This window comes from Marinobacter vinifirmus, assembly GCF_002258215.1.
Lineage (GTDB): Bacteria > Pseudomonadota > Gammaproteobacteria > Pseudomonadales > Oleiphilaceae > Marinobacter > Marinobacter vinifirmus.
Map to the genome: position 1 here is coordinate 122,215 of NZ_NEFY01000004.1, position 13,320 is coordinate 135,534.

Annotated in this window: 9 protein-coding genes; 5 read left to right on the top strand and 4 right to left on the bottom strand. The window is 61.1% G+C overall.

Annotation, left to right across the window (positions count from 1 at the left end; all coding sequences use genetic code 11):
- Positions 1-19 precede the first annotated feature (19 nt).
- Entirely contained in the window at positions 20-1,489 is a 1,470-nt protein-coding gene (gene astD, locus B9Q17_RS06820; protein WP_094624633.1) for a succinylglutamate-semialdehyde dehydrogenase, read from the top strand.
- Positions 1,490-1,496: 7 nt separating this feature from the next.
- Here the strand turns inward: astD and B9Q17_RS06825 are convergent, their stop codons facing one another.
- Positions 1,497-2,450, bottom strand: a complete 954-nt coding sequence (locus tag B9Q17_RS06825; protein ID WP_094624634.1) for a 5-oxoprolinase subunit C family protein — start codon at positions 2,448-2,450, stop codon at positions 1,497-1,499.
- Positions 2,447-3,136, bottom strand: a complete 690-nt coding sequence (gene pxpB / locus B9Q17_RS06830; RefSeq protein WP_094624635.1) for a 5-oxoprolinase subunit PxpB — start codon at positions 3,134-3,136, stop codon at positions 2,447-2,449. The genes B9Q17_RS06825 and pxpB overlap by 4 nt, the downstream gene beginning before the upstream one ends.
- A 320-nt stretch (positions 3,137-3,456) precedes the next feature.
- Here pxpB and B9Q17_RS06835 point away from each other — a divergent pair, with 320 nt between their 5' ends.
- The 4 genes from B9Q17_RS06835 (at position 3,457) to B9Q17_RS06850 (ending at position 9,904) form a co-directional block, all read left to right on the top strand.
- Complete coding sequence (locus tag B9Q17_RS06835; protein ID WP_094624636.1) at positions 3,457-4,434, top strand: TAXI family TRAP transporter solute-binding subunit; 978 nt, start codon at positions 3,457-3,459, stop codon at positions 4,432-4,434.
- 79 nt (positions 4,435-4,513) lie between these two features.
- Entirely contained in the window at positions 4,514-6,709 is a 2,196-nt protein-coding gene (locus tag B9Q17_RS06840; protein ID WP_094624637.1) for a TRAP transporter permease, read from the top strand.
- A gap of 94 nt (positions 6,710-6,803) precedes the next feature.
- Positions 6,804-8,555 carry a sensor histidine kinase gene (locus B9Q17_RS06845; protein WP_094624638.1) on the top strand — a complete coding sequence of 584 codons (1,752 nt, stop codon included), beginning with the start codon at positions 6,804-6,806 and terminating at the stop codon, positions 8,553-8,555.
- On the top strand, positions 8,552-9,904 hold the full coding sequence (locus B9Q17_RS06850; RefSeq protein WP_094624639.1) for a sigma-54-dependent transcriptional regulator: 1,353 nt from the start codon (positions 8,552-8,554) through the stop codon (positions 9,902-9,904). The genes B9Q17_RS06845 and B9Q17_RS06850 overlap by 4 nt, the downstream gene beginning before the upstream one ends.
- A 6-nt stretch (positions 9,905-9,910) precedes the next feature.
- Here the strand turns inward: B9Q17_RS06850 and B9Q17_RS06855 are convergent, their stop codons facing one another.
- Together B9Q17_RS06855 and B9Q17_RS06860 are read right to left on the bottom strand one after the other, a co-directional pair.
- Entirely contained in the window at positions 9,911-11,569 is a 1,659-nt protein-coding gene (locus B9Q17_RS06855) for an acetolactate synthase large subunit (RefSeq protein ID WP_094624640.1), read from the bottom strand.
- A 52-nt stretch (positions 11,570-11,621) separates the two neighbouring features.
- Positions 11,622-13,235 (bottom strand): FAD-dependent oxidoreductase, encoded by a 1,614-nt coding sequence (locus B9Q17_RS06860; protein ID WP_094624641.1) that lies wholly within the window; start codon positions 13,233-13,235, stop codon positions 11,622-11,624.
- Positions 13,236-13,320 lie beyond the last annotated feature (85 nt).

Below are 13,320 nucleotides of genomic sequence, written 5' to 3' on the forward strand. Positions count from 1 at the left end.
GCCAAAAGGAGTGCCAGATATGACATTACCGGTTCTTATCAATAACCAGTGGCAAGAAGGCAACGGGCCTTCTTTATCTTCCCTGAACCCAGCCACGGGAGAAGTGTTCTGGCAGGGTAATGCGGCCGATGAGGCCCAGGTGGCGAGTGCCGTAGAAGCAGCCCGGGCGGCCAGTACCGGATGGTCCCGGGCAGGGTTTGAGCATCGGGTGGCCATCGCCCGCCGTTTTGGCGAACTGCTGAGCGAACATAAAGAAGCCATGGCCCGCTGCATCGCTTCGGAAACCGGAAAGCCGTTCTGGGAAGCCCTGACCGAAGTGGCCGCCATGATGGGCAAAATCGAAATTTCGGTGAAAGCCTACAACGAGCGAACCGGCCAGCGCAGTACCGATATGCCGGGCGCAAAGGCCGTGCTTCGGCACAAGCCCCACGGCGTGGTTGCGGTATTTGGCCCCTATAACTTCCCCGGCCACCTGCCCAACGGGCATATTGTTCCGGCCCTGATTGCCGGCAACACCGTGGTGTTCAAGCCCAGCGAACAAACCCCGGCCGTCGCCGGCAAAACAGCCGAGCTGTGGCTGGAAGCCGGGTTGCCCGCCGGAGTCCTGAACCTGGTGCAGGGCGCCAGGGAAACTGGCATCGCCCTGGCCAATCATCCGGATATTGATGGCCTGTTCTTTACCGGCAGCTCCCCGACCGGAGAAATTCTGCACCGGCAATTTGCCGGCAACCCGGGCAAAATCCTGGCCCTGGAAATGGGCGGCAACAACCCGCTGATTGTGGATGACACCGTAGACGTTACCGCCGCCGTGCATGAAACCATCCAGTCTGCCTACATTACCTCCGGCCAACGCTGCACCTGTGCCCGACGGCTGATGGTGCCGGCAGGAGAGTGGGGCGACAACTTCCTGGATGCCCTGGCCCGGGCCGTGGAAGCGATCCAGGTGGGTGGCGCCTTTGACGAGCCGGCGCCATTTATGGGCAGTGTTATTTCCGAAGCGGCTGCGCAGGGTGTGCTTGAGGCCCAGAGCCGGCTGCTGGAACTGGGCGGCCGTGCCCTGGTAGCGAGCCGGCACCTGAAACCCGGTACAGGCCTGCTGTCACCGGGGCTGATTGATGTCACCTCTGCTGTGAATGTGCCCGATGAAGAGATCTTCGGGCCGGTACTTCAGCTTTACCGCTACCAGGACTTTGACGAAGCGATTCGACAGGCCAACAACACTCGTTTCGGGCTGTCTGCCGGTTTATTCAGTGAAAGCCGGGAGCGCTTTGAAGACTTCTACGACCGGATTCGGGCCGGTATCGTTAACTGGAACAAACAGCTGACCGGTGCTTCCAGTGCCGCGCCCTTCGGTGGCATCGGCGCCAGCGGAAACCACCGTGCCAGTGCTTACTACGCGGCAGACTACTGCTCGTATCCGGTGGCGGGTATTGAGACAGACCAACTGGCGTTGCCGGCCAGCCTGTCGCCCGGCCTTAAAATCACTTAAACAGGCTTTAGCGCCGGTTTCCGGTTGCGGTGAAGAAGGAGAGAAACTGTCTCTCCTCGACCTGCGCCTCGTGCAGCGTAACCGGCCGGAACCTGAGCGTTGTGCCCGGTGTTCGCTGGGCCAGGGCATCCAGGCTTCTGGGCGTAACGGCTCCGAGCTTTGGATAGCCACCGATGGTCTGGCGGTCATTGAGCAGCACGATGGGCTGCCCGTCAGCCGGAACCTGGATGGCGCCCAGGCTGGTGCCTTCCGATATCAGGCGTTCTCCCAGCGGTTCCAGTGCCGGGCCTTTCAGGCGCGCGCCCATGCGGTCGGTTTGCCGGGTCAGGGTGTAGGGATTGTTGAAGAAGGTGTCGAGAACGGATGCAGGAAAACGGTCGATCTGGGCACAAGGAATCACGGAAAGCGCCAGCTCTTCCTTATAGTCCGGCCGCCAGCGCTCCGAGACTTTGCGGTTCAGAACCCTGGCGCTACCCGCGTGGCAGGGCAGGTGGTCGCCTTCCTGCAGTGGGCGACCATCCTGGTTAAGGCCTCCGAGCCCCTCTCGCGTAAACGTGGCACAGCTGTTACCCAGCCCCGGCGCTACCTGAAACCCGCCAAGCACTGCCAGATAGCTTCTTATCCCAACCTTCGGTGCACTCAGGGCAACTCTGTCGCCGGCCTGAATATTGATAACGCTCCAGAGCGGCCGGGACTCTCCGTTAACCCGGCATTGCACTTCTGCTCCGGTAATCGCGATCTGGGTAGCAAGGTGACTGGTGAACTCAACCCCGCCGAAGGTGATTTCCAGCGCGGGCGTGCCGAAGGGATTATCCAGCAACCGGTTGGCCCAGGCCCAGGCGTTGCGGTCCATGGCGCCGCCAGTCGCCAGCCCCAGGTGCATCACACCCTGGCGCCCGCCATCCTGCAGCAAACTGAGAAAGCCGGGTTTAGTAAAAGTCAGGCCTGGCTGGGTGTTCATAGCTGGCCTCCGAGTGCCAGGTATTCCTCCCGGCCGATGGGCCGAAAGCGAACCCGCTGGCCGGCTTGCAGCAGGGAAGGCTGGCCCCGGCCAGGATCAAAAAGCGTCAGAGGCGTTCGGCCGATCAGGTTCCAGCCACCGGGGGACTGCAGCGGATAGATGGCGGTTTGGGTATCTGCAATGCCCAGGGTTCCGGCTGGTACCCTGGCGCGTGGCGTTGTCAGGCGAGGCGTTGCCAACTCCGCCGGTACTTCGCCCAGATAGGCAAACCCGGGCGCAAAGCCGATGGCAAACACGTAGTACTCTTCAGCAGAATGCTTCTGGATGACCTGTTCCCTTGATAACCCGGCCCTAGCGGCAACCGCGTCGAGGTCCGGCCCTGTGGAGGGGTCATAGTAAACCGGAATCTCTACAACATCGCCTTTGGCCGCGTTTGTTTCAACCTCGGGAAGCCTTGCTAACGCGTTGGTGATATCCGCCACCAGCGAGGCCAGGTCATCTTCCAGCACGTTGTAGCGCAGCAGCAGCGTGGTATAGGAAGGCACCATATCGATCAACCGGGGGGCCAGCCTGTGCGAAAGTGCCCGGGCGGCCCGCTGGATCCGCTCGGTCAGCGCAATATCAATCGCATCACCGAAGTGAAGCGTAATGGTATCAACGCCGGTTACTTCATATCGCCAGAACATTGCGGCTGTTCTCCGGGGGCTTTGGGTGGCTCTTTTCATGCGAAGAATACTATCTGACCCCCGAGGTATCACAAAGCCCGTTACCAATGGCTGAGTGTGTTTCAAAGAACTGAGCCGATGGGTGGAATTCCACCCAAATCGACTTCCATGACGGGTGAGATTTCACCCAACGGATGCCGGCTGCGTCGGCCTCAAAAAACCAACAGTCTGTTTTATAAGTATTTTCCCTGACTGGCCCGCTAATTGCTCCTTCATTTGCCAGCGAGGCCATCAAGGTCTCTCCAGCACCCAACCAACAAAATGAATCGGGAGCATTCTTTATGAAACTTCAAACCGTTCTGGCGGCTGCGCTCGCCACCTCCGTTGTTGCAGGCCCTGTGGTTGCCCAGGACCGTGACGGCTGGCCGGATAACTTCACTGTCGGTACTGCCAGTCAGGGCGGCACCTACTTTGCCTACGGCTCTGGCTGGGCGAACTTCGTGGCTGAAAACCTGGGCGTATCCGGCGGTGCCGAAATCACCGGTGGCCCGGTCCAGAACATGGCGCTGGTGCACACCGGTGACCTGAAGTTTGGCCTGACCACCATGGGCCCGGCCCGGGAATCCCGTGACGGCGAAAGCCCGCTGGCTCCGGGCATGAAGATGGACAATGTATGTGCCATGTTCCCGATGTACGAAACCCCGTTCTCCATTACTGCTCTGTCCAGCTCCGGCATTGCGTCTATCTCTGATATTCCTGATGGCGCCACCATCGGCTTTGGCCCGGCCGGTTCCACTTCCGACACCTACTTCCCGCGCATGATGGAAACCCTGGGTGTGAAGTTCGAGCGTCGTAACGGTAGCTGGTCTGATCTGGGTGGCCAGCTGCAGGACGGCCTGATTGATGTGGTGGCCTTTGCAGCCGGCATTCCAATTCCGGCTGTTAGCCAGCTGGAAGTGCAGACTGACGTGAACATCATCGGCATGAACGATGACGAGGCGAAGAAAGTGATCGAGAACTTCCCGGTCTCCGAGTTCATCATCCCGGCCAGCACTTACCAGTCCCTGGAGGAGCCGTCCCGCGTGGTGTCCATGTGGAACTTCGCCATGGTCAACTGCGACATGCCGGAAAGCTTTGTGTATGAAATCACCAAGCTGACCATGGAAAACAATGACAAGATGGTGTCTATCCACAAAGCCGCCCGTCATTCCATTCCCGAGAACTACACCAAGAACAACGTGCTGCCCTGGCATCCGGGTGCTGCCCGCTGGTTTAACGAAAACGGTTACACCATCGAAGCAAGCGCCATCAAGCAGTAAGGCCTGAGCCCGGGGTGCCTGCACGGCGCCCCGGGACTGGTTGTTCGAATTACCGCCTTACCTCCAGGCAGGACTTAACATGACCAAAGAACACACGCATTCCGAGGGTGAACAGCAACTGGCTGAGAACCTGACGATCAACGAAGACCACCTGCTTGCCCACAACGTGGATGAAGAGCCGGTTGAAGCCAACCGCCGGATGTTCACCGGGTTGCTGCTCAAGTTTGTGGTAATGCTGGCCATCGCTTACTCGGTGTTCCACCTGTACACCCTGAACGTAGCGCCCATGGAAACCTGGTCGTTCCGGATTGTGCACGTTGCCGGCGCCCTGGTACTGGGCTTTATCCTGTTTGCCGGCGCCCGTTTTGTATCGGCCGAGGAAGGCCCGGCCCGGCACAAGTGGACCACCTGGATTGGCGGCGCAGCCATGATTCCTGCGTTGTACGCCCTGTACCAGACCTGGTCTTTCAACCAGATGGTCCAGAACGGCACCATGCGTATTCCTGCCGAGCTGGAAACCTGGCATTTTGGCTGGCCGTTGCTGGCGGCGTCTGCCATTGGCATTGTGATGAGCTGGTTCCACCAGCGTGACCGCGCCCGCTTCAGCGTGCCGGACCTGGTGCTGATTGTGTGTTCCGTGGCGGTTGCCGCCTACCTGCTGATTGTCTTTAACACCTCCATGCGGATGACCACCGGCACGGCGTTTGCCCCGGTCGGCATTTCCTTTGCGGCAGTTGCCGGCACCGCGCTGATTATGGAACTGACCCGCCGGGTGGCTGGCCTGGCCCTGGTAGTTATCGGGCTCGTGTTCCTGGTTTATGTGTTCGCCGGGCCGTACCTGCCGGGCTTCCTGGGTTATCCGGGGCTGTCTGCCCAGCGCTTCTTCAGCCAGGTGTACACCGATGCGGGCATTCTTGGGCCCACCACAGCGGTGTCGTCTACCTACATTATTCTGTTCATCATCTTTGCGGCCTTTTTGCAGGCCTCCAAGGTGGGTGACTACTTTGTGAACTTTGCCTTTGCGGCAGCTGGTCGCTCCCGTGGTGGCCCTGCCAAGGTGGCAATCTTTGCCTCCGGCCTGATGGGCATGATCAACGGCACCAGTGCCGGTAACGTGGTGTCTACCGGTTCCCTGACCATTCCGCTGATGAAGCGGGTAGGGTACAGCAAGGAATCGGCCGGTGCGGTGGAAGCTGCAGCGTCTACCGGTGGCCAGATCATGCCGCCGATCATGGGTGCCGGCGCCTTCATCATGGCGGAGATTACCGGTATTCCCTATACCGAGATTGCCATTGCCGCGATTATTCCGGCCATCCTGTACTTCGCGTCTGTGTTCTTCATGGTGGACTTTGAAGCCAAGAAGCTGGGCATGCGCGGTATGCGCAGTGACGAACTGCCGAACCTGCGCCTGATGATGCGCCAGGTCTACCTGTTTGCACCGATCATTATCCTGATTGTGGCGCTGTTCCAGGGCTACTCCGTGATCCGGGCCGGTACCCTGGCGACCGTATCTGCAGCGGTGGTGAGCTGGATTTCGCCCAACAAGATGGGTTTGAAGTCTATCCTTCGGGCCTTTGAAATCGCCGCCTACATGTCTATCCAGATCATCGTGGTGTGTGCCGCGGCGGGTATCATTGTGGGGGTTATCTCCCTGACCGGTGTGGGTGCGCGTTTCTCGGTGCTGCTGCTGGATGTGGCCGCCCACAGCCACCTGCTGGCACTGGTGTTTGCCATGTTCATCTCGATCTTGCTGGGTATGGGCATGCCAACCACGGCCGCCTATGCGGTGGCTGCCTCTGTGGTAGCGCCGGGTCTGGTGCAGCTGGGTATCGAGCCGCTGACCGCGCACTTCTTCGTGTTCTACTTTGCCGTGGTGTCTGCCATCACGCCGCCGGTTGCCCTGGCGTCTTACGCTGCGGCCGGTATTTCCGGTGCCAATGCCATGTCTACCTCGGTAGCGTCGTTCCGCATCGGTATTGCCGCGTTCATCGTGCCGTTCATGTTCTTCTATAACGGTGCGCTGTTGATGGAAGCCGGCTGGGTCGAGATCGCCCGGGCACTGGTTACCGCTACCTTCGGCGTGTACCTGTTGTCTGCCGGTGTGCTGGGCTGGTTTGCCCGCTCTGCCGCCCCGGTTCTGGTGCGCCTGTTGCTTGTCGCCGCTGCGCTGATGACCATCGAAGGCGGAGTGTGGACAGACCTGGCCGGTATCGGGCTTGCGGTGGTGGCGTTCCTGATCCAGCGCAAGCGGGCACCCGGGTTGGCTGCGGCCTGATATGGCAAGGCAAGGGCAGGGCAGCGGTCATGACGGCCTGTTGTCCTGCCCGGATTCCGGCGCTAGTCTAGAGGCTTTGCCGGAATCCGAACCCATGCTTAACCGGATCAGCATTACTGTTGTTCTGATTATTACCCTGCTGCTGTCCTGGCTGCTCGGGGGCTGGTCTGGTTACCGGCAACTGGAGCAGGACAGCCTGCAGGAAGCCTTTCGTTATCGCCAGCTGGTTGCCAACGAGCTTAACCGCTACCTGCCGGTGCCTGCCCTGATTGCCGAACACCCCCTGCTGGCGGACGCCCTGAAAGAACCGGATAACGCCGTTACCCTGCTCCGCGCCAACGAGCAGATGCAGCGGATGGCCACCATTGTGGGCGGCTCCGATATCTACCTGATGGACCTGACCGGGATGACCATTGCGGCCAACAATTTTGGCCAGCCAGATACCTTTGTGGGCAACAATTACGCCTTCCGTCCGTATTTTTCAGAAGCGGTTGCCACCGGCGGGTCGGTGGCCTACTTCGCACTGGGTAAGATCTCCTCGGAGCGGGGGTTGTACTTTACCAACCCGGTTCGTGACCAGCGCGGCAATATGCTGGGTGTTGTTGCTATCAAGGTTCTGGTGCACGAGCTGGAATCCCAGTGGCACCGGCCCGAAACCCGCCAGCAGGCGGAGATGGTGGTGCTGGATGGCGACGGCATCAGCTTTTTGTCCAGCCGGACGGACTGGCTCTACCGGGATTTCAGGCCGACGGATAATGCCGAAGAGAATGCCAGGGTTCGCCAGCGCTATCCCGAGCGGGAACTGAAGCCCGTTGATTTTGTGGAGCAGGGCAAGCCCTGGGGGCTGGCGGACAAGTCAGCCCGCATCCGGTTAAGGGAAAGTGACAAGCCCGGAACCTACCTGACGGTTGAAACCGGTTTGCCCCGGCTGGACTGGAGTCTGCTGGTGCTGACCGACACCCGGCCAATACTGTGGACCCGCATCGGGTTTATGGCCGGTGGCCTGGCCCTGTTCCTGGCCTGTTTCTTGACCTGGCTGTACCTGCGAGAGCGTTACCGCCGGGAGCGGGAGCTGGCGCTCAGGGGTGAACAGCTGGAGCGCCGGGTTGCCCAGCGCACCGCAGACCTCCGTGAAACCCAGCAGGAGCTGATCCAGGCCGCCAAGCTGGCGGTACTGGGCCAGATGTCCGCCGGCCTGAACCATGAAATTAACCAGCCCCTGACGGCGATCCAGGCCTATGCCCGTAACAGCCGGAAGTTCCTGGAGCGGGGTGCCACCGACATGGTGGATGCCAACCTGGGAGAGATTGTTGCCCTGTGCGACAAGATGGCGGAGCTGATCCGGCAGTTCAAGGTGTTCGCCCGCAAGTCTGAGGGGCCGCCGTCGGTGGTGGACCTGCGCCTGCCGGTTGATGCGGCGCTGAAGATTATCCGCGCCCAGAACGCCAGCGAGGGCATTAACATTCGCTGGCAGCGACCGGACAACCCGGTGATGTGCCACGGTGACCTGATCCGGGTGGAGCAGGTGATGGTTAACCTGCTGGCCAATGCGGTCCAGGCGGTGGAAGGCTGCGAGCAACCGCAGATTGATATCCTGGTTGCCGATGAAGACGACGACTGGCGCTGCGTGGTGAAGGATAACGGCCATGGCTTGCCGGGTAATTCCGAGCAGGTGTTCGAGCCATTCTTTACCACCCGTTCGGTCAAGCAGGGGCTGGGGCTCGGCCTGTCGATCTCCCGGCAGATTGTTGAAGCACTTGGCGGCAGCCTGACCGGCCATAACCGGGTCGATGGCCCCGGGGCGGAGTTTGTTTTGACACTGAAACAGCGTAAGGCAGAGGGATGACGATACCATCAGTGATTTTTGTGGATGATGACCCGGATATCCGGCCGGTGATGGAGCAAACCCTCACCCTGGAAGATATCCCGGTAGCCTGTTTTGCCGACGGAGCATCGGCGCTGAAGCTGGTGCAGCCAGAGTTCGAAGGCATCGTCCTGTGCGACTACAACATGCCGGGCATGGATGGCATGCAGCTGTTGCACGAGGTACGGAAGATTGATGAAGACATCCCGGTGATTCTGCTCACCGGCCAGGGCGACATCAGCACAGCGGTGTCGGCCATGCAGCAGGGGGCCTATGACTTCATTGAAAAGCCCTTTGACCACGACGAACTGATCGAACTGCTGCGGCACGCCCTGGAAAAACGGCACCTGGCACTGGAAAACCGGCGCCTGAAGGCCCAGTTGCGGCAGCTGGCCAAGCCCGGGCCGCGGGTTTTGGGTGATTCGCCGGCGATGCAGGCGGTAATGTCGACAATCGGGCCGATCCTGGATATTTCCGCAAACGTGCTGCTGCATGGTGAAACCGGTTCCGGTAAGGATGCCCTGGCCCGGTACATTCACGAAAGTAGCTCCCGCAGTGCCCACAACTTTGTCGCCATCAACTGCGGCGCGGTGCCCGAAAACCTGATCGAGAGTGAACTGTTCGGCCACGAAGCCGGGGCCTTCACCGGCGCCGAGAAGCGGCGTATCGGCAAGATTGAGCATGCCCACCGGGGCACCTTGTTCCTGGATGAAGTGGAAAGCATGCCCATGGCGCTGCAGGTGAAACTGCTTCGGGTGCTTGAGGAATTGCGGGTGGAGCGGCTGGGCAGCAACCAGTCGATAGATGTGGATGTGCGCATTATTGCCGCCACCAAGGCCGACCTGAAACAGCTCAGCGATGAGGGAGAGTTCCGGTCTGATCTCTACTACCGGCTGAATGTGGTGAAGGTGGATATTCCGCCCCTGCGGGAGCGCAAGGAAGACATTCCCACGCTGTTTCACCACTTTGCCCTGATTGCCGCCGCCCGTTACGACCGGGAGAGCGTTCCGCTGGATGCCCGGCAGGCGGCCCGGCTGATGCAGCACTCCTGGCCGGGCAACGTGCGGGAATTGCGGAACCTGGCGGAGCGTTACGTACTGCTGGGGCCGGCAGCCCTGGATGGTGGTGACAGTTCCGAACAGGGCAACCTGTCCGGCCGCCAGACACTATCCGAGATGATGGACGGGTTTGAACGCACGGCCATCGTGAGCGCGCTCAACGCCAGCCATGGCAGTATCAAAGACACCATGCTTCAGCTGGGAATTGCCCGCAAAACCCTGTACGACAAGATGAAGAAGCACGGTCTGGACAAGGCCCAGTTCAAGGATTAGCGCCCCTCAGGGCGCAATCTTCTTCTTTAGTGCCTTGGTCAGCGGCCGTGGCAAGCTCGGCAGCGACTTCAGCAGCCAGGGCAGTACCTTCCGTTTAACGCCATTCAGCGACTCCGGCACCACCGCTTCAATCAGGTGCGGCCCGGGGTGCGCCCGGGCGTACTCCATGGCTTTGATCAGCTCTTCCGCCGTGCGCACTCGCACACCGTGCACCCCCATGCTTTGAGCCAGCTGGGCGTAGTGGGTGACCGGCCCGCTGATGTCCAGCTGGGACTTTGCCTTGGCGCCGGCTTCTTCTGCACCGACCCGTTCCAGTTCTACGTTCAGGATGGAGTAGGAAGCGTTGTTGAAGATGATGGTGGTCACGTTCAGGTTTTCCCTCGCCATGGTCCACAGGGCCTGGATGGTGTACATGGCGGTGCCGTCGCCGATCAGGGCGAACACCGGTCGGTCCGGGCAGGCGATGGCGGCACCCACGGCATTGGGCAGGCCCTGGCCGATGGCGCCACCGGTGAGGGTGATCATGTCGTGGCGCGGAGCGCCTGCGGTCATGGCGTTGAGCATCAACCCAGAGGTGATGGATTCGTCCACGATGATGCTGTTCTCCGGCATCAGCTCGCCCATGGCCCGGCACACTTTTTCAGCGGTCAGCTTGCCCTTGGGCAGTCCCGGCCGGCCTACGGCCTGCAGCCTGGGCTCGGCACCGGCAGCGCCCAGGGCTTCAGCCAGCTTATTCAGGCTGGCGGCGGCGTCTTGCTCCGGGGTACTGAGCGTGTGGGCGGTGCAGTTGTCCGGCACCAGGTAACTCTGCTTGCCCGGGTAGCCAAAGAACGACACCGGCGCCTTGGCGTCTACCAGCACCAGGTGGTCGAATTCGGACAGCTGCAGGGTGGCCAGCTCTGCCAGGTAGGCTATCCGCTCTACCGGGGGCAGGCCTGCGCCCCGTTCTATGCGGGTTGGGAAGGTTTCGGCAAACAGGGTAACGCCACTGTGGGCGGCAATGCGGGCTGCGGCCAGCAGGGCGGGCTCCCGCAGGGCCTGGCCACCAAGCAGCAGGGCAGTTTTCTTGCCACTGCGAATGGCTTCGGCGGCGGTCTGTATGGCGTCGTCGCCGGCTACCGGGGCTTGAGGTTGGGCTGGCACAATGACCGGGGTGCCGCCTTCGCCCCAGGAAACATCCGCTGGCAGAATCAGGGTGGCCACTTGGCCGGGCAGGCCGCGGGCGGTGGTGATGGCTTCGGCGGCGTCCTGGCACAGGGCTTCGGTGCTTTGAGAGGTACGCACGAAACCGGGTGAGACGTTGCGGGCCACGGTTTCGATGTCGGATTGCAGCTGGGCGTCATACTTCACGTGGTAGGTGGCGTGGTCGCCGACAATGTTCACCACCGGCACCTTGCCTTTGCGGGCATTGTGCAGGTTGGCCAGGCCATTGCCCAGGCCGCAGCCCAGGTGCAGCAGCGTAGCTGCCGGCTTGTCGGCCATGCGGGCGTAGCCGTCGGCGGCACCGGTGGCTACGCCTTCAAACAGGGCCAGTACGGCGCGCATTTTCGGCTCGCTGTCCAGCGCGGCCACAAAGTGCATCTCGCTGGTGCCGGGGTTGGTAAAGCAGACTTCAATGCCGGCATCGACCAGTGTTTTCATCAAGGCTTGGGCGCCGTTTGGCATGTTCTCTCTCCTGATCCTGTCGGATTCTTGTTTTCGTTTGATAGTCGGTTACTTAACGGCCGCTGACGATGGACCTTGCCGCCGCCCGGGCGGTCATGATGCAGCCGGGCAGGAAGGTGCCTTCCAGTGATCGTTTACCATTGGCGCCACCACCACCAAAGCCAGCGGCTTCGCCGACACAGTAAAGCCCGCTGACCGGCTGGCCGCTGTCGTCCAGCACCCGGCTTTGCAGGTCGGTACGCAGGCCGCCCAGGCTTTTTCGGGTGGTCAGTTGCATGTGGATGGCAATAAACGGCCCCGCGCCGGGTTTCTGCAGCGGTGCCGGCTTGCAGGTGCGCAGCTTGTCGGGCCCCCACTGGCGGGCATGCAGGATTTTGCGGATCTGCGCGTCGTTATTCAGCTGGCTGCCCTTGCTGAAGTTGGCGTCGAAGGCATCAGCAGTGGCTTTCAGGGTGGCCGGGTTGATGTCCAGCGAGCAGGTAAGTGCGTTCATTTTCTCTGCCAGTCCTTCCAGGGTGTCGTCCACCAGGAAGTGAGGGCTTTCGTGGGCCATCTGGTTGACCAGCGGTTTGTTGCCCAGCAGCAGTTCTTTCAGGAACAGCGGGAACTGCTTGTCGCGTATGCGGGCGTTGTGCTCGGCGCCGGAGATGGCAAATTCTTTCAGGGCAATGCGCCGGTTCAGCAGGTGCCAGGTCCAGGGCTTTTCCTGCTCGGCTACGCGCTGGCACAGCCAGTGGGTGTCGAAACCGGTTACCAGGGGCTCCGGCCCGATGCGCTCACCACGATGGTTCAGCCACAGGGCGGATTTGCACGGAATGGTCGACAGACCGTGGCCGGGAAAGTGCGGGTAGGGGTGGGGAAAGCCTGCCGCGTAGTTCCACATTTCGCCGGAGTGGGTGATTTTCGCGCCCAGGTGATCTTCGGCCCAGTGGTGCAGCTTGCCGTCGGCAAAGGGGTGGGCGCCGTTGAACATGGTGGCCGGTTGTGGTCGGTGTTTGGGCCAGTTGGCCCGGCATTCGGCATGGCTGCCGTTAATGCCGCCCATGGCCAGTACCACGGTGGGTGCGGTCAGCCGAACTTCCTCGCCGGTGGCTTCCTTGATGGCTAAAGCGCCGCTGATGCTGCCCGCCTGTTGCTCCAGGGCCGTTACCTTGTGGCCGTGCAGAATGGTCAGGCCGTGGCGGGTGTCGGCGTTGTGCAGGGCATTGATCATGCAGCGGGTCAGTTCCCGGGACGTGCCCCAGACTATGTGGTAGCGGGGTACGGAGTTGCCGTCACCAAATCGGCCGCGTTCTACCCAGTTGACCGCCGGCATGAATTTCAGGCCTTCGTCGATCAGCCAGTCGTGCACGTCGGTGAGGGAGTTTTCCACGTAATAGCGGGCCCACTGCATGGGCCACTCGTCGGCCGGGTCCAGCTCGCCGAAGCTTATCCAGTCTTGCAGGGCCCGTTCCGGGGAATCGGCAATTTTCATGCGCCGCTGCAGGGGGGTGTCGATCAGCGCCATGCCGCCAAAGGCCCAGAGTGCCAGCCCGCCAAGGCGTTCCGGAGTGTCCCGGTCGACAATGGTCACGGTTTTGCCGGCCCGCAGGGCTTCCAGGGCGGTGACGATGCCAGCCAGGCCGCCTCCGGCAACCACGATGTCTGAGGCTATGTGTCTGGCCATTAACGCTATCCCCTTTGTTTTTTGGTGTTTTTATAGCAGAGACAATATACCGCAAGACAGGATTCTGAATTGACCTTCGAGGCCA

Bases quoted from the DNA above. Each gene is read 5' to 3' on its own strand.
- B9Q17_RS06835 (WP_094624636.1), top strand. From the start codon at position 3,457: ATGAAACTTCAAACCGTTCTGGCGGCTGCGCTCGCCACCTCCGTTGTT.
- B9Q17_RS06855 (WP_094624640.1), bottom strand. From the start codon at position 11,569: ATGCCAAACGGCGCCCAAGCCTTGATGAAAACACTGGTCGATGCCGGC.
- pxpB (WP_094624635.1), bottom strand. From the start codon at position 3,136: ATGTTCTGGCGATATGAAGTAACCGGCGTTGATACCATTACGCTTCAC.
- B9Q17_RS06840 (WP_094624637.1), top strand. From the start codon at position 4,514: ATGACCAAAGAACACACGCATTCCGAGGGTGAACAGCAACTGGCTGAG.
- astD (WP_094624633.1), top strand. From the start codon at position 20: ATGACATTACCGGTTCTTATCAATAACCAGTGGCAAGAAGGCAACGGG.
- B9Q17_RS06825 (WP_094624634.1), bottom strand. From the start codon at position 2,450: ATGAACACCCAGCCAGGCCTGACTTTTACTAAACCCGGCTTTCTCAGT.
- B9Q17_RS06845 (WP_094624638.1), top strand. From the start codon at position 6,804: ATGCTTAACCGGATCAGCATTACTGTTGTTCTGATTATTACCCTGCTG.
- B9Q17_RS06860 (WP_094624641.1), bottom strand. From the start codon at position 13,235: ATGGCCAGACACATAGCCTCAGACATCGTGGTTGCCGGAGGCGGCCTG.
- B9Q17_RS06850 (WP_094624639.1), top strand. From the start codon at position 8,552: ATGACGATACCATCAGTGATTTTTGTGGATGATGACCCGGATATCCGG.